A 15,344-nucleotide genomic window follows, 5' to 3' on the forward strand; every position below is an offset into this window, starting at 1 on the left:
GGGAGGCTGGTCAGGGCCTTGGGCAGATCGCCGCCCGCCTGCCATTCCACCTGACCGACGGGCAGGGCGAATTCCCGCAGGTAGCAGTTCAGCAGGCAGCCAATGGCCTGATGTTCGGCCAGCCCCTAGCAGGGGATCACTTAAGCGGTGGGTTGAGATGAGTTGGGTGTCCATCGGTGCGCGTCTCCATGGTGAAAAAATTGAGTAACAGCAGGCCGCCGGCACAGGCCAGAGCGGCGGCGACAAAGGGGGTGTGGGGGCCGAACCCGGCGCTGAGCCAGGCAGCCACCAGGCCGCCCAGTACGCCTGCGGCTTTGCCCACCGCGTCCAGCTTGCCGAACCAGCGACCGGCGTTGTGGCTGCGGGTCAGCCGACCGATCAGCGGATTCATCCCCTGAAAGCCGAGCCAGATACCCAGTCCGAACAGCAGGCGAGCCGCCAGCAGGGCCGGCAGGCTGTGCAGCTGAAACTGCCACAGGCAGGCCAGCAGCTGCAGCGCCAGCCCCCAGGCCAGAGCCGGCCGCCAGCCAAGTTGCAGGCGGTGCGCCAGTGGCTGTGCGAGCAGGTAAACCAGGTGCGGCAGGCTGTAGATCAGGCCGATCAGCGCCGGCTCGGCGATCAGGTCCTCGGCATAGGGCAGAAAATAGGGAAAGGTGGCGACCATGGCGAAGAAAAAGAGAAACTGCAGCCCCATGGCGGCCCACAGCCAATGGCTGGGGACGGCGTTATCGCCGGTGCTGGAAGCCGCTGTCGTTACCGACTGGCCTTCCCCGGGCAGCTTCAGCGCCAGTCCCAGCGCCAGCAACGGCAGCAGGGCCAGCCACAGATAGAGCTGGCGCACCGAAAAGGCGTCGGCCAGAAGACCGAGTCCGACGGGAGCGCAAACCAGCGCCAGGCGGGCGGTGAACTGAGTCCAGCCAAGGGCGTGGGCCAGCTGCTCCCGACTCAGATTGACTGCCAGGTAGCCGTTGGCGGCAGCCAGAGTGCCGCCGAACAGCCCTTGCAGCATCAACGCCAGGGTGAACCAGCTTAAAGACGGCGCCATTCCAGCCAGCAGGAAGGCCAGACTCAGTCCGGCCAGAGCCCGCAGCAGCGAGACCCGGCGGCCGAAATGGTCGGCGAACCGCCCCCATAGGGGGGCGGATAGGGCGGTAAGCACGGCGGGCAGGCTGTACAGCACGCCGACCCAGGGGCTGGTCTGGGCCAGTCCGAACTCGGCCACCAGGCGGGGCATGAACAGCGGCATGCCGAGCACGGTAAAGGCCGCTAGAAAGTGGCAGGCCAGCACGGCGGGAAGCAGTCGGTTCATGTGTCTCCCCGGAGGAAATTGGGTCCAGACAGGCCGTAAAATTTGTTAATATCCGCCGCCCCCGAGCCCTGTTTGCTGAGCAGGCTGCCGCTTTGCAATAGGTACTTGACGTACTGATGCTCGGCGTTGAACAGCAGGGCTTCGGCCAGTCGGGTGTCCAGTCCTTCTCGGTGCAGGGCATCCAGCTCCCGGCGCAGGCTCAGGCGAAGCACTCGATAGCCGGCTTCCCTGTTCAGCCATCCCTGTTCGGCCAGCCCTTCGAGTACGGCAGCCAGATCCAGCTGCAGGGTGATGGTGGTGAACATCTGGCCCAGAGCCAGTTCATCGTCGACCAGGATGCGGGCGTCTTTCAGCTCGTCGAGCTGGTCGGCCAACTCCGGGCAGGCATGGTTGAAGCGTGTCGGCCACAGCCGGGCGGCGTCGTTGTCTTTCATCACCAGACTCAGGGGCTGGTTCGGGGTGATAGACAGCACCGCATTCTGCTGGTTCGACTCCAGGGCGATACCGTACTTCAGCCACAGTCGCAGATGCACCTCGGCCATCAGCGCGCAGTACTGCTGCCACCAGTCCTCCAGCCCAAGGCCACCCTGCTGCGTCAGCAGGCCGGCGATATAGGGACGGCCGTCGGGCAGGGGGCTGCACAGGGCGGCCACCGGCACCAGGGTTTCGTCGGGCTCAAATTCCGGGTAGCGGCGCAGCAGGAAAGCATAGAGTTTGTCATCACCCAGATGACCGGCTACCGATTCGTCCACATGGCGATAACGGCCCTGCAGCCGTTCGTCTTGTTGCTCCAGTCGGGTCAGGCACTGGGCGAACCAGTGACCGTCGTACAGGGTACTGGGCTTGATCAGGCGAATGTTTTTCTGCCCCAGAGTGGCCATGTCCAGCGGCACCTTGAGGTGCTCGGTGGGGTGGTCTTTCAGGGCCAGGGTGCGGACCGACAGGGTCGGCACCACCGGCAGAAAGGTTTCGGGGGCAGGCAGGGCATCGGCGGGCATGGGGCCCAGTTGTTGCCAGGTAAGCGGATGCACCGGCAGCAGCACATGGCTGTGGGCCAGACTAGCGGCCAGCCCCACTTGTTCGACATCGGGCCACCAGTCCGGCAGGGGGCCGGTTAGCGTCACCCGGGCGGCAGGCAGCGCCAGCCAGTTCAGCTCGAACACGGGAGCGAACTCGGGGGCATAGGCCCTGAGTTGCTCCCGGCTGAAGCCGAACTTGGCCCGGGCGGTCGGGTAGTAGGGATGATCTAGAAAGCTGGCCAGCTGGTCCGCGTGCAACAGCCGCTCTCCCCAGTTTGTGCCGAAATAGGCCAGCTCCTCGGCCTGCTCGGCAAAGGACTGACGACACAGCTCGCCCTGTTCGACGGCGGCATCGGCCTCTTCCATGTAGGACTGGTAGAGAGCCTGCTCGTCTGGCTCCAGTCCGGCCATCAGCCGGCCGAGCCAGGCGCGGTGGCCGGACTCCTGCCGCCACTGGCCCTCAGACCGGTAAAACCAGTGACTGGCGGTGGCACGCAGGGGCTGCATATAGTCGCACTCCGCCACCGGCAGGCGCAGGGGCGTGCCCAGATGATCGAGCTCGAGCCAGAGTTGACCGTCCCGTTCAAGGCTCCGGCCCTGGCTGCGGATCTGGCGGACATCTTCCCGCAGGCAGGCATCCATGATGCGCCGGCAGATGCGTTGCTGTTCTGTCATCAGTTGATCTCCCAGTGGATGGCGGTCATGGCGTCCTGATGCAGCAGCTTCAGTGCCTCGGCCGTGTCGGCCTGCAGATAGATCACGCCCAGGTAGTCTTTGTTGGAGTGGCTCAGTAGCAGTTTGTCACCCTGCTGGCAGAGGGCGGTGTAGCTCAGTCCGGGCAGAGAGGGCGGGGTAGGTGCTAGGAGAAGCAGGCCGCTGCGTTCGGCGACCAGATACCGGATCAGTGCCTGCCGGGTCGAGGGCGTGATGGCTGGCAAAGGCTGGCCCAGGTGCAGTCGGAGTATGGGTTCGAACCAGCCGCCGGGCAGCAACTGGTCCAGCAGGAACTCGCGACCATCGCCGATGCTGCGGTAATTGATCTCCACCAGCACAGGGCCTTTTGCGGTGAGGATAAACTCGCTGTGGCAAACGCCCAGGCCGACCCCGAAGCGGCGAATCTGCTCCAGCGCCTGCTGTTGCCAGGCCAGGCTTACCGGTCCCTGCCAGCGGGCGTCGGTCTCGATAAAGTGGGGCGGTGCGGACAGTCCGACATCGAAGCCGCCGATGGCCACCAGATCGTGGCCGTCGCCCAGGGTCTCCAGGGTGAACAGGGGGCCTTCCATAAACTGTTCCAGCAGCAAAGGCACCGAAGAGGCACGCTCGGCCAGCAGGGTGGCCAGCTCATGCTGGCTGTCGACCCGGCACACATCGAGGGAGGCCACGCCCTGACTGGGCTTGATCACCAAAGGATAGGGCCAGTCGGTTTGGGGGGTTGCACCGGGTTGCAGCTGATGGGACCAGACGCTGGGCAGGCTCAGGCTGGTCAGCCGTTCCCGCATACGCAGCTTGTCCTTGGCCCGGTAGCACACCTGCCAGTCCTTGGCCGGTAAATCCAGGGCGCGGGCGACGATGGCAGCGGCGGTTTGCAGGTGATCGCTGTTGGAGAACAGGGCGGCAGGACGGATGGCCTGCTCGGTCAGCAGATCCAGTATCGCCAGCGGATTGAACACGTCGCACTCCAGAATGCGCACCTCGGTCAGGCGCTCCCGGTGCGCCAGCCCCTGGTCGGTGACCAGTATCACCTCATGCCCGAGGCGGCGGGCGGCGGGAATGAAGCCGTCGATGACGGCCGGGTTGACCACATGGGTCAGGATCACGATGGGGGATTGCATAATTGTCCTCAGGTTCAGGGAATACGGGTCACGAGTGATGGCGGAGAAAGTTGGTTTGCAAGCCAACCTCTTCTGTTAGCCGCTCGGTATCAGGTCAGCATTCAGATGTCCTGGCGAAGGGCGAACAGCCGGTCGGCGAGGGCGCGGAACAGGTAGCCCCTGTCTTCCCCCGCCAGCCAGGTGGTAATGCCGGCCTGACGCCAGCGGGCGGTCTGCTCCGGACTGCGCGGGTTGGCACAGAAGGGCACGCCGGCATCCAGGCATTGGGCCGCCAGTTGTCCGATGGCCTGTTCCACCTGCGGATGCTGGGGGGAGGGCCCCAGCCCCATGTTCAGCGCCAGATCCAGGGCGCCTTCCAGCACCATGTCGACGCCGTCGAGCGCCAGTATCCCGGGCAGGGCGTCTATACCGGCCCGGGATTCGATCATTGGCACCACCATGATGTTGTCGTTGGCGAGCCGGATGTACTCGTCGAGGGGGAGGGTGCCGAAACCGGTGATGGGGCCGCCGGTGATGCCGCGACAGCCCAGCGGCGGAAAACGACAGGCGGTGATGGCCCGGGCAACGGTGTCGGCACTGTCTGCCTGGGGCAGCACTATGCCGCGGGCGCCGGCGTCCAGCAGTCGGCCAATCAGCTTGGCGTCGACTCCGGGTACCCGCACCAGCGGGGTGCAGCCGGTCAGCAGCACCGCCTGCAGGCTGTGACGCAGGGTTTCTTCCGACACCAGCAGATGTTCCATATCCAGGATCACGAAGTCATAGCCGGCACGACCAATCATCTCGGCCAGCCAGGGGCCAGGCACGGAATTGAGCAGTCCGTAGACGGGCTTGCCTTGACGCAGGCGGGTTTTTAACGGGTTGATGGTCAGCATGTGGTTAGTCGTTCATTGAATTTGAATGCAAATTATTATTATTTGTATGTGAGTGCAACCATGAGTTTTGTGGGTGAATTACAGAAGATGACGGGTGGCGTGAACGGTGGGGAGCCGTGTTCTTGATGGCATTCGCTGTCAGCGAGGCAGATAAAAAGTTCAATTTTTTTATTGAAAAAGTAAACCCAATAAAAAATAATACACAAACATCAATCATTATCATTTAGGTTTGTTTTATGGGTTTTGCAGGGGAAGTGAATCGCGCCACCGGTTTCAGCCGTCGTCCGTTAAGTATCCTGGTCAGCCTGGCGCTGATGCCGGCCATGCCGCTGGTCGCCGCCGAGGCTGTGGCCACCAGCCAGCTGGAGCAGGTGGTGGTGGAGGGCGACTGGCTGGGCACCCCGACCAAAGAAAACGCCAAAACCTACACCGGGGCCCGTAACGTGGTGGAGAGCGAAGAACTGCACGAACGCGGTGCCCTCAACCTGGAAGATGCCCTGCGCCAGGTGCCCGGTATTCAGGTGCTGGACGAAACAGGTACCGGCATATTGCCCAATATCGGGGTGCGCGGCCTGAACCCGCTGCGCAGCGAGCGGGTGCAACTGCTGGTAGACGGCTACCCCGTTGCTATCGGCCCCTATACCAATGTGGGGGTGTCGCTGTTTCCGGTGACCCTGCCCAGCCTGGAGGCGGTGGATATGGTCCGTGGCGGCGCCGCCGTACACTATGGTCCCAACAACGTGGGCGGTGTGCTCAACCTGGTCACCAAGCCGATACCCAACCAGATGGAGCAGACCCTGCGCGAGCGGCTGCTGATCGCCGAGGACACCGGCCACGTCATGACCGATACCTACTACCGGGCCGGCGGCTTCGTCACCGACAACCTGGGCCTGCAGTTTCAGGCCAACCTGCAGAAGGGCAACGGCTTTCGCGATCACTCCGACACACAAGTGCAGAACTATATCTTCGATGTCGACTACTTCGCGGACGACATCAACGAGTTCAAGGCCCAGCTGCAGTATTACGACGTGACCGCCGATCTGCCCGGCGCCCTGAGCCCCACCGCTTACCAGGCCAACCGCAACCAGTCTCAACGGCCTCATGACGGCTATAATGCCGATATGTGGCGCACCAACCTGACCTGGATCCACACCCCGGCCGATGATCTGGAGTTCGAGTGGCGCAACTTCGCCCATAGAGCGGACAGGACCTTCTTCTTCGGTCAGGATCTGACATCAGGGGGCAACTGGGCCGATCCAGAGGCCAATGCCAGCCATGTGGCCGATTCACCCCGCATCTTTAACGTTTATGGCACAGAGCCTAGAGTCACCAAGCAGCTGGCCAATCACACCCTGATGTTGGGCGGCCGCTATGTACGGGAAGAGGTCGAGTTTGACGTCAACCGTCTGGAACTGGCCGACGGCAGTTACAATGATCAGGTACGGGACTGGGAATTCGCCACCAACGCCTACGCCGCTTATGTCAGTGATACAGTGCGTGTGATGGATGACCGCCTGGCCATCACCCCCGGTATCCGTTACGAAGAAGTACGCACCGATTACCGGGATGACAATTCCGGCGCCATCAGCGACAACCATACCTCCGCATGGCTGCCCGGCCTGACTTTGGGCCTGCAGGCTACCGACGAAGTGTTCCTGTTCGCCAATGCCCAGCGCTCCCTGGTGCCGGTGCAGACCGCTCAGGTGATCCGTGAGGGCGCCGTGGCCAACGAAACCGCCTGGAACTACGAGCTGGGCGCGCGCTGGCAGCCGACCGACAGCCTGCAGACCACCACCACCCTGTTCCGCATCGATTACGAGGATCAGATCCAGTACAACAAGGCGCAAAGTGTTTATGAAAACCTGGGTGAGACCCGTCAGCAGGGCATAGAGCTGGAGGGACGCTGGCAGGCGACTGATGAGCTGGCGCTGGGACTGGGTTATACCCTGCTCGAGAGCGAACAACGGACCGGTGCCAACCGGGGCAAGGCTCTACCCAACGCGCCGCGTCACCACATCAGTGCCGATGCCACTTACAAGACCGGACTGTGGACCGCCAGTGCCAGCGCGCTCTATGCCAGTGCGAGCTTCAGCGATGCGGATAATACCGTCATCGAAACTCCCGATGGCAGCGCCGGTGAACTACCGTCCTATACCCTGGTCAACAGCCGTCTGGGTCGGGACATTCCGCTCGGCAACGACATGACCCTGAATGTGGGCTTGGGCGTCAACAACCTGCTGGATGACGATGCCTATTTCCGTGGCGCCGACGTCAGCCCGGTCGGTCGTGTACCCATGCCCGGCCGTACCTACATGCTGGAAGGCCAGCTGAGCTTCTAAGGCCCATCCTTTTCTGCCTATCACCCCAGGGCCTTCGGGCCCTGTTTTTTTATCCAGTATTCCCATGCTACACTCGCCGCCTTTCTCAGCCGGGGATGTAGTCGATGGCGGATTTCAGAACTCATATTAAGGTGGCCTCGGTGGCCAGCGGCCTGTTGGCGGGCGCCATGGCCTGGGCCCAGCTGGTGACCCTGCCCGAAGCGGGCCTGCTGTGGCTGGCCGGCAGCTTGGGCGGGATTATGCCGGACATAGACGCCGACTCTTCTCGCTCCATCCGTATCATCTTTCGCCTGTTCGGCATTCTCGGCACCATGCTGGCGCTGCTCTATGGCCGACAATATTTGCCGCTTGTCGATACCCTGGTATTGGGGGCGGGGGCCTATGTGCTGGTGCGTTATCCCCTGTGCTGGGCCTTTGCCCGCTTTACCGTGCATCGGGGCACCCTGCATTCGCTGCTGGCCAATCTGGTGTTTGCCGGTGGTGGAGTGGTGATTAGCAGCCAGTTGTTCCGGCTGCCGGCCGAGCTGGCCTGGCAGGTGGGTATTTTCGTGTTTATCGGCGCCATGATCCACCTGTTGCTGGATGAGCTATACAGCATCGATCTGGAAGGGCGGCGGCTCAAGAAGTCTTTTGGCACCGCGCTGAAAATCACCGAATGGCGCTCTCCGCTGGCCAACCTGTTGTTGTTGTCTCTGTTGGCGGGCTGCTGGTGGCTGGCACCCGCTACGCCCTCTTTACTGGTGGTGCTGCAGCGGCTATTGCCGCTTTCTCACATCTGATAAGATAGCGCCGCCGGCAGCCTCGCCTTTCCATATAAATACAATAACCCGGCGGCGGTGTTTGGCAGCGCTTCAACACTCCACACACAGGACATACGCGATGAGTCTCGCAGACAAGGTATTGGCCGTTAACAACGACCTTCCGATCCGTACCCAGCAACCGGTGCACAGTGGCAAGGTGCGCTCTGTTTACTGGCTGACCGAAGAAGACAGCCGCCGGCTGATCCAGGAAAAAGGCTATGACGTGGCCGCCGATGCGCCCCTGGCCATCATGGTGATCAGCGATCGCATCTCAGCGTTCGACTGCATCTGGCACGGCGAGGGCGGCATGCAGGGCGTGCCCGGCAAGGGCGCGGCGCTCAACGCCATTTCCAACCACTGGTTCAAGATGTTCCGCGAGCAGGGCTTGGCCGATAGCCATATTCTGGATATCCCTCATCCCTTCGTGTGGATAGTGCAGAAGGCGACCCCGGTGAAGATCGAGGCCATCTGCCGCCAGTACATTACCGGCTCCATGTGGCGCAGCTATGCCAAGGGTGAACGCGAGTTTTGCGGTATCCGCCTGCCGGATGGCCTGCAAAAGGACCAGAAGCTGCCCGAGTTGCTGATGACCCCCTCCACCAAGGGCATTCTCAAGGGCATTCCCGGCGTGCCGGAGGCGGACGACGTCAACATCACCCGCCAGAATATCGAAGACAACTTCGCCGCCTTCAACTTTCGCAGCCCGGACGATATCGCCCGTTACGAGTGTCTGCTGAAGGAAGGTTTCGACGTGATAAGCCAGGAGCTGGCCAAAATCGATCAGGTGTTTGTCGATACCAAGTTCGAGTTCGGTTACGTCTGTGACGCGGCAGGTACCGAGAAGCTGATTTATATGGACGAAGTGGGTACGCCCGACTCGTCCCGTATCTGGGACGGCCCGGCCTATCGCGAAGGGCGTATCGTGGAAAATTCGAAAGAAGACTTCCGCCAGCTGTTGCTCAATCATTTCCCGGATCCGGATATTCTGCTCAATAAAGAGCGGATGCCCGAGCGGGAAGCGCTGGCACGCGATAATGCCTTGCCGGTCGAGGTATTGATGGATATCTCCCGTACCTACGTGGGTATCGCCGAGAAGGTTACCGGTCAGAAACTGGAATTGTCCGATAATCCCAAGGCGGATATCATCGCGATATTGCGGGACCAGTACGGTCTGATTGATTAAATAAAAAACCCGGGACTTTCCCGGGTTTTTATTAGTGTCTATGTCCGGGAACGATCAATAAATTGACTAAATTGTCAGTTCCTTCGAATTGGCGGAGCCGCTTCACCAGCCGGTAGATTCGATACTGATAGCCCAGCCTATTCACAAACTAAAAAACCCGGGAAATCCCGGGTTTTTCGGTTATCTGTGGTGAAAATGCGGTTTAACGGGTGCCGAATACCACTATGGTCTTGCCGTGGGCGGAGATCAGATTCTGCTCTTCCAGCATCTTCAGAATACGGCCGACGGTTTCCCGGGAGCAGCCTACGATCTGGCCGATTTCCTGACGGGTGATCTTGATCTGCATGCCGTCCGGGTGGGTCATTGCATCCGGCTGACGGGCCAGACTGAGCAGGGTTTCTGCGATGCGACCGGTCACGTCCAGGAAGGCCAGATCGCCTACCTTCTGACTGGTGGTTTGCAGTCGCTCGGCCATCTGGGCCGACAGGCGCAACAGGATTTCCGGGTTCACCTGGATCAGCTGGCGAAACTTTTTGTAGGAAATCTCGGCCACTTCGCAGGGAGATTTGGCACGAACCCAGGCGGTTCGCAGTGGATTATCTGTTTCTTCAAACAGCCCCAGCTCACCAATAAAGTCACCCTGGTTCAGATAAGACAGGATCATTTCCTTGCCGTCTTCATCTTTTATCAGCACGGAAACCGAACCCTTGACGATGTAATACAGGGTTTCGGCTCTCTCACCCGCATGGATAAGAGAGCTTTTTGCCGGATATTTATGAATATGGCAATGTGACAAAAACCATTCCAGGGTCGGATCACTTTGGGGCTTGCCAATAACCATGGACTTTCCTCTTGATTGACTCGGGCTGAACGCCTGGCGAGCAGGCTGCCTTGCCTAATTGCGTAGATAATTCGCTAGCATAAAAGGCTTGTGCCTCGCCATCAAGAGCCTTGAGGCTTTTATCCCGCTCGTCGGCGCCGGAGTGATAAGCTAATATGCGATTTTTCAGTGAGGAGATGTTATGAAAGCCAAGGTAACCTGGTTGGAAGGAATGTGTTTTGAGGGCTTATCCGAGTCCGGTCACAAGATGGTGCTGGACGGTACCAATCCGGGCAAAGGGGCCAGCCCGATGGAAGCGGTACTACTGGGCGCCGGTGGCTGCAGCGCCATCGATGTGGTGTCCATTCTGGAAAAGGGGCGTCAGCAGGTCACCGGCTGTGAAGTGGAGCTGGACGCAGACCGTGCCGAAAACCCGCCCCGGGTCTTTACCGCCATTCGCCTGCATTTTGTAGTCACCGGCCAGGGTCTGGCCGAGAAGCAGGTGGCCCGAGCCGTCGAGCTGTCGATGGACAAGTACTGCTCTGTGATGAAAATGCTGGAAAAGGCGGTCACCGTCGAGTCTTCCTTTGAAATCCGCAACGCCTGAGCAGGCCGCAGCCTTGCCGGGGGGCATGACAATACCAGAGCATTCCGGGAAGTCGGCTTGCTACATAAAGAGGTAACAGGGTTACCTCTTCCGACACGCTTCAAGTACATCCATGTGACGCTCAGCACATGACGTCCGACCGCCATGGAAGGCGGGAGTGCCAGCATTGCAGGAGCCTTTGCTGGCCCTGTCATGTGACGGCCGGCTGAGGCAATCCCTGTTTCCTCTTTCATGACTCGGAGCTGTCTGTTGGCATCGTCTGCAGGCAACTCGATATTCCAGAAGAGGCAACAGAGAACGATTCCCACGACCATGAAATGCCAGGGATGGCATTTCTGAGCCCCCAAGGATGGGTTTATGGCGCGTCGAGGGAGGCGGCTGTGTTGCCTCTGAAGTCGGAGTGCTAAATATAACCAGATACTTAAAACAATAGGTATTAACGGATCTTGCCGGTTTCCAGCAGCTGTTCGAGCATGGGGCGCAGGATCAGCTCCATGACGAAACCCATCTTGCCGCCGGGCACCACTATGGTGTTGCGTCGGGACATGAAAGATCCGTCGATCATCGCCAGCAGATAGGGAAAGTCCACGTTCTTTATGCCGCGAAAGCGGATCACCATCATGCTCTCGTCCGCGCTGGGGATCACCTTGGCGCTGAACGGGTTGGAGGTATCCACTGTCGGCACCCGCTGAAAGTTGATATGGGTGCGGGAAAACTGGGGCGTGATGAAATTGATGTAGTCTTCCATCGAGCGGACGATGGAGTCGGTCACCGCCTCCCGGGAGTGGCCGCGCTCGGCGGTGTCGCGGATCAGCTTCTGGATCCACTCCAGGTTGACGATGGGCACCATGCCGATCAGCAGATCCACATGTTGCGCCACATTCTGATCGTCGGTAACCACGCCGCCGTGCAGACCCTCGTAAAACAGCAGGTTGGTGTCTTCCGGCAGCTGTTGCCAGGGGGTAAAGGTACCGGGCATCTGATTGAAGGGCACTGCCTCGTCGAAGGTGTGCAGGTAACGACGAAACTGGCCTGTGCCGGTGTTGCCATACTCCTTGAAAAAGTGCTCAAGTAGTTCGAAGTCGTTGGCTTCCGGTCCGAAATAGCTGATATGTCTGCCTTGCTCCCGAGCCCGGCGAATTGCCACGTCCATCTCCGGGCGAGTATAGCGGTGAAAGCTGTCGCCTTCGAGCATGGCGGCCTTGACCCCCAGCTGGGCGAACATGGACTGGAATACCTCGGTCGAGGTTGAAGTGCCGGCACCCGAGGAACCGGTCACCGCTATAATGGGGTGCTTGGCAGACATAACGAACCCTGAAAATGATTAAACTGTGAATGTTTATACGCAGTGGGCCGGGGGCAGGTCAAGGTTTGTTACGGAACTGTGCCGCCGGTACTATGTGAACGCTCTCGTGCAGTTCACTATACACTATGACGGCTTCCCCACACTTAAGTTGTTGTTTAACTTGTATAACTTTTTCACTTAACGATATGTCCTGCTCACCGTATTCGGTACCTTCCTGCAGTACGAATTGTTCGATCAGGTTATTGAGCGTGTCTTCGCCCAATTCGGTAAATGGAATAATCATGCTTTCTCCTGATAAGGGGGCCATTGTCCGGCGAGCCACTGTTTTTCCAGCCACTGTTTTTCTAGCCATTGGGGAACCCGCTGTTCCAGCCAGTAGAGAGGGCGCCAGGGCTGGCCATGCATAAAGCCGACATGGCCACCGGTGCGGCTCAGTTCATAGGTGATCGCCGGCGGCAGCTCGCTGGCGTCGGGGATTACCGCATCGTTCATGAAGGGATCGTCGGCGGCGTGGATAACGAGCGTCGGGGTGCTGATACCCGAAAGTTTATAAAGACCGGAGCAGCGTCGATAATAATCCTCGGCGTCGTTAAAACCGTGTATCGGCGCCGTGATCTTGTCATCGAACTCGCGCAGGCTGTGGATCCGGGCGAGATTGCCCTGCCATCGATGATGCGGATGACGCCGTAGTCGTTGCTGCCAGTTGAACTTCATTCGGTTGAGCAGGTAACGCTGATAGAAGCGGGAAAAGCCCGAGTTGATACGATCGGCGCAGGCCGACAGTTGCAGCGGGGCCGAAATGACCACGGCGGCGCACAAGGGATGACGCTTGTGCTCGGCAAGATAGTTGATCAGCATGTTGCCGCCGATGGCCGCCATGGGCCGTTCCGGATAGCGCTGGCGCAACAGTTCCAGCACATAATGAGGATCTTCGATAGCGCCGGAATGATAGGCCTGCAGGTAGCGGTTGGGTTCGCCGCTGCAACCGCGAAAGTGCATCAGCACCGGCTGCCAGCCCTTCCGGTGCAGGGCCGCCATCATGCCCCTGGCATAATGGGACTCGACACAGCCTTCCAGCCCATGAAACAGCAGCACCAGCGGCCGGTGTTCATCCAGTACCGGCAGTGCCCAGGCCAGATCGACAAAGTCCCCGTCCGGCAGCTCCAGACGCTCGCGACGGGTGTCGATGCGCGTGCGATGCAGGTACTTGGCCATAATGGTCTGCACATGCGGATTGCGGGCCCACCAGGGGGAATGGAATCGGCTGGGGTGAATCATAGTTTCCTGCTATTACACTGGGTGGGCATGCCACCGGGACGGTATTGATGTCGATAAAACCATGAGCCGATAAAATACTGGGCGCCGCGCAGAAAATCGAGTAAAACAAGATTCTTCACCGTTATTTGACCGGTACATTATGGATCTCGCCCTGCTCGGCTCTGCAGCCGGCTTTGCCCTCGCTGCCTGTGGCACGCCGGGGCCCAATAATATGTTGCTCACCAGCTCCGGTACCCGGTTCGGCTACGGCCCCACCCTCAAGCTGTTGCTGGGCATTATGCTCGGCCTGCAGCTGCTGATGCTGTTCACCGCCCTGGGGCTCGGGCAGCTGTTTCTGCTGTGGCCACCCCTGCAATGGGCGCTCAAGATCCTCGGCAGCGGCTATCTGTTATGGCTGGCCTGGAAGATTGGCCGCGCCAGCCCGCCGGTTGCCGGCGAAGGCGAGCAGGGCATGGGCTGGCGACAGGGGGTTCTGTTTCAGTTTCTCAATCCCAAATCCTGGCTGATGGCGGTGTCGGCGATCAGCGGCTTTACCCTGGCCGGCGATCAGTACTGGCCCTCGGCGGCCGGGGTGCTGGCGATATTTCTGTTGTTCGGCATCATCACCGGCCATGTCTGGGCGCTGTTTGGCATTCATCTGCGGCGTTGGCTGAAAACGCCGCAGGACTGGCGGCGTTTTAATGTTTCGATGGCCATATTGACTGCTGCCAGTGTGCTGATGATCTGGCGTTAAGGCGGTTTTTACGCATTATCCTTAGAGTTTGCCGCTAAAGGGTGTAAAATCTGGGCGTTTTTTGCCCCAGGACCCCAATATTGTCATGGTTTCAGACACAGATTTATTTAAAGACATTCGTCCCTATCGGGACGACGAAGTTGCCGGCGCCATTCAGCGGTTAATCCGCGATGACGAGTTTATCGGCGCCATCGCCAAATACCGTTTTTCCACCCTGTCCGGTATCGGTGGCTCTTTCATCAAGGCGCTGATCCGCCTGTATCTGAGCTGGCGCTGGCGCAAGCTCGACAGCATTCGCCAGATCCAGCTGGAAGTGGCGAGCTATATGGAAAAGATGATAGCGCGCACCACTTCCGAGGTCAGTTATTCCGGCCTGGAGCAGCTTAATCCCGATGAGGGATATCTGTTTATTTCCAACCACAGGGACATCGCGCTGGACCCGGCCTTCGTCAACTGGGGTCTGCACACCAACGGGCTGGACACGGTGCGTATCGCCATCGGCGATAACCTGTTGCGCAAGCCCTGTGCCGCCGAGCTGATGAAGCTGAACAAGAGCTTCATCGTCAAGCGTTCGGCCAAGGGCCCGCGGGAAATGATGAAGGCGTTCAGCGAACTCTCGGCCTATCTGCGTCACTCTCTCGACGATAACCATTCCATCTGGATCGCCCAGAAAGAAGGGCGTGCCAAGGACGGGAACGATAAAACCGATCCGGCCATCCTCAAGATGTTTTATATGGAAGGAAAACGGCAGAAAATCCCCTTCGGCGATTACATCAAGAGCCTGAATCTGGTGCCTGTCTCCATCTCTTACGAGTACGATCCTGGTGATCTGGCCAAGGCCCGCGAACTCTATGCCAAGGCGACTCATGGCGCCTACGAGAAAGGCGAGTTCGAAGACGTTCAGAGCATAGTGCAGGGTATTATCGGCCAGAAGGGACGGGTACACGTGAGCTTCGGTCAGCCGGTACGCGGCGACTTCGAAAATGCGGATCAGCTGGCGGCGGCCATCGATCAGCAGATCCATGCCAACTATCACCTCTTTCCCAGTAACCTGCTGGCCGCCGGCCAGAGGGTTGAAGGGGATGCGTCCGAAGCCCTGGCGTTCGAGCAGCACATGGCCCGTATCCCGGCCGAGCTGAAGGAACTGGTATTGTCGATGTACGCCCGCCCGGTACTGAACAAGGGTCAGTAAACCGGGGTATTGGTAAACCGCAGAAATGAAAAAGCCGGTAAGGTTGTCATATTG

The 15,344-nt window shown here is 59.7% G+C and carries 14 protein-coding genes; 6 read left to right on the forward strand and 8 right to left on the reverse strand.

Annotated features, from left to right (window positions below):
• Positions 1-136: 136 nt before the first annotated feature.
• The 4 genes from UN63_RS15130 to UN63_RS15145 all read right to left on the reverse strand — a co-directional run bounded on the left by UN63_RS15130 (position 137) and on the right by UN63_RS15145 (position 5,032).
• Positions 137-1,309 carry an MFS transporter gene (locus UN63_RS15130; RefSeq protein WP_104488127.1) on the reverse strand — a complete coding sequence of 391 codons (1,173 nt, stop codon included), beginning with the start codon at positions 1,307-1,309 and terminating at the stop codon, positions 137-139.
• On the reverse strand, positions 1,306-3,003 hold the full coding sequence (locus UN63_RS15135; RefSeq protein WP_104488129.1) for an IucA/IucC family protein: 1,698 nt from the start codon (positions 3,001-3,003) through the stop codon (positions 1,306-1,308). Before UN63_RS15135 ends, UN63_RS15130 begins: the two co-directional genes overlap by 4 nt.
• A complete protein-coding gene (locus UN63_RS15140) occupies positions 3,003-4,160 on the reverse strand; it encodes an ATP-grasp domain-containing protein (protein ID WP_104488131.1) in 1,158 nt (385 codons plus the stop codon). The genes UN63_RS15135 and UN63_RS15140 overlap by 1 nt, the downstream gene beginning before the upstream one ends.
• A gap of 101 nt (positions 4,161-4,261) precedes the next feature.
• Positions 4,262-5,032 (reverse strand): HpcH/HpaI aldolase family protein, encoded by a 771-nt coding sequence (locus UN63_RS15145; protein ID WP_104488134.1) that lies wholly within the window; start codon positions 5,030-5,032, stop codon positions 4,262-4,264.
• Between the two features lie 236 nt (positions 5,033-5,268).
• Between UN63_RS15145 and UN63_RS15150 the strand changes: the two genes are divergently transcribed.
• The 3 genes from UN63_RS15150 (at position 5,269) to UN63_RS15160 (ending at position 9,354) form a co-directional block, all read left to right on the forward strand.
• On the forward strand, positions 5,269-7,371 hold the full coding sequence (locus tag UN63_RS15150) for a TonB-dependent receptor family protein (protein ID WP_104488136.1): 2,103 nt from the start codon (positions 5,269-5,271) through the stop codon (positions 7,369-7,371).
• A gap of 104 nt (positions 7,372-7,475) precedes the next feature.
• Positions 7,476-8,150, forward strand: a complete 675-nt coding sequence (locus tag UN63_RS15155; protein WP_104488138.1) for a metal-dependent hydrolase — start codon at positions 7,476-7,478, stop codon at positions 8,148-8,150.
• A 100-nt stretch (positions 8,151-8,250) separates the two neighbouring features.
• Positions 8,251-9,354 carry a phosphoribosylaminoimidazolesuccinocarboxamide synthase gene (locus tag UN63_RS15160; protein WP_104488141.1) on the forward strand — a complete coding sequence of 368 codons (1,104 nt, stop codon included), beginning with the start codon at positions 8,251-8,253 and terminating at the stop codon, positions 9,352-9,354.
• A 202-nt stretch (positions 9,355-9,556) separates the two neighbouring features.
• Here the strand turns inward: UN63_RS15160 and crp are convergent, their stop codons facing one another.
• A complete protein-coding gene (crp, locus tag UN63_RS15165) occupies positions 9,557-10,195 on the reverse strand; it encodes a cAMP-activated global transcriptional regulator CRP (RefSeq protein WP_104488143.1) in 639 nt (212 codons plus the stop codon).
• A 181-nt stretch (positions 10,196-10,376) separates the two neighbouring features.
• Between crp and UN63_RS15170 the strand changes: the two genes are divergently transcribed.
• Complete coding sequence (locus UN63_RS15170; protein WP_104488145.1) at positions 10,377-10,781, forward strand: OsmC family protein; 405 nt, start codon at positions 10,377-10,379, stop codon at positions 10,779-10,781.
• A gap of 436 nt (positions 10,782-11,217) precedes the next feature.
• Here the strand turns inward: UN63_RS15170 and UN63_RS15175 are convergent, their stop codons facing one another.
• The 3 genes from UN63_RS15175 to UN63_RS15185 are packed head-to-tail and all read right to left on the reverse strand — an operon-like array spanning position 11,218 to position 13,365.
• Positions 11,218-12,087, reverse strand: coding sequence for a phosphoribulokinase (locus UN63_RS15175; RefSeq protein WP_104488147.1), 870 nt, complete (start codon positions 12,085-12,087; stop codon positions 11,218-11,220).
• A gap of 58 nt (positions 12,088-12,145) precedes the next feature.
• Positions 12,146-12,370, reverse strand: a complete 225-nt coding sequence (locus UN63_RS15180) for a YheU family protein (protein WP_104488149.1) — start codon at positions 12,368-12,370, stop codon at positions 12,146-12,148.
• On the reverse strand, positions 12,367-13,365 hold the full coding sequence (locus UN63_RS15185; protein WP_104488151.1) for a hydrolase: 999 nt from the start codon (positions 13,363-13,365) through the stop codon (positions 12,367-12,369). Before UN63_RS15185 ends, UN63_RS15180 begins: the two co-directional genes overlap by 4 nt.
• Positions 13,366-13,504: 139 nt before the next feature.
• Between UN63_RS15185 and UN63_RS15190 the strand changes: the two genes are divergently transcribed.
• Positions 13,505-14,098, forward strand: a complete 594-nt coding sequence (locus UN63_RS15190) for a LysE family translocator (protein ID WP_104488153.1) — start codon at positions 13,505-13,507, stop codon at positions 14,096-14,098.
• 85 nt (positions 14,099-14,183) lie between these two features.
• Complete coding sequence (locus tag UN63_RS15195) at positions 14,184-15,290, forward strand: 1-acyl-sn-glycerol-3-phosphate acyltransferase (protein WP_104488155.1); 1,107 nt, start codon at positions 14,184-14,186, stop codon at positions 15,288-15,290.
• Positions 15,291-15,344 lie beyond the last annotated feature (54 nt).

It is taken from the genome of Oceanisphaera arctica, assembly GCF_002936955.1.
GTDB classification, from domain to species: Bacteria; Pseudomonadota; Gammaproteobacteria; order Enterobacterales; family Aeromonadaceae; genus Oceanimonas; species Oceanimonas arctica.

Bases quoted from the DNA above. Each gene is read 5' to 3' on its own strand.
- UN63_RS15130 (WP_104488127.1), bottom strand. From the start codon at position 1,309: ATGAACCGACTGCTTCCCGCCGTGCTGGCCTGCCACTTTCTAGCGGCC.
- UN63_RS15135 (WP_104488129.1), bottom strand. From the start codon at position 3,003: ATGACAGAACAGCAACGCATCTGCCGGCGCATCATGGATGCCTGCCTG.
- UN63_RS15140 (WP_104488131.1), bottom strand. From the start codon at position 4,160: ATGCAATCCCCCATCGTGATCCTGACCCATGTGGTCAACCCGGCCGTC.
- UN63_RS15145 (WP_104488134.1), bottom strand. From the start codon at position 5,032: ATGCTGACCATCAACCCGTTAAAAACCCGCCTGCGTCAAGGCAAGCCC.
- UN63_RS15150 (WP_104488136.1), top strand. From the start codon at position 5,269: ATGGGTTTTGCAGGGGAAGTGAATCGCGCCACCGGTTTCAGCCGTCGT.
- UN63_RS15155 (WP_104488138.1), top strand. From the start codon at position 7,476: ATGGCGGATTTCAGAACTCATATTAAGGTGGCCTCGGTGGCCAGCGGC.
- UN63_RS15160 (WP_104488141.1), top strand. From the start codon at position 8,251: ATGAGTCTCGCAGACAAGGTATTGGCCGTTAACAACGACCTTCCGATC.
- crp (WP_104488143.1), bottom strand. From the start codon at position 10,195: ATGGTTATTGGCAAGCCCCAAAGTGATCCGACCCTGGAATGGTTTTTG.
- UN63_RS15170 (WP_104488145.1), top strand. From the start codon at position 10,377: ATGAAAGCCAAGGTAACCTGGTTGGAAGGAATGTGTTTTGAGGGCTTA.
- UN63_RS15175 (WP_104488147.1), bottom strand. From the start codon at position 12,087: ATGTCTGCCAAGCACCCCATTATAGCGGTGACCGGTTCCTCGGGTGCC.
- UN63_RS15180 (WP_104488149.1), bottom strand. From the start codon at position 12,370: ATGATTATTCCATTTACCGAATTGGGCGAAGACACGCTCAATAACCTG.
- UN63_RS15185 (WP_104488151.1), bottom strand. From the start codon at position 13,365: ATGATTCACCCCAGCCGATTCCATTCCCCCTGGTGGGCCCGCAATCCG.
- UN63_RS15190 (WP_104488153.1), top strand. From the start codon at position 13,505: ATGGATCTCGCCCTGCTCGGCTCTGCAGCCGGCTTTGCCCTCGCTGCC.
- UN63_RS15195 (WP_104488155.1), top strand. From the start codon at position 14,184: ATGGTTTCAGACACAGATTTATTTAAAGACATTCGTCCCTATCGGGAC.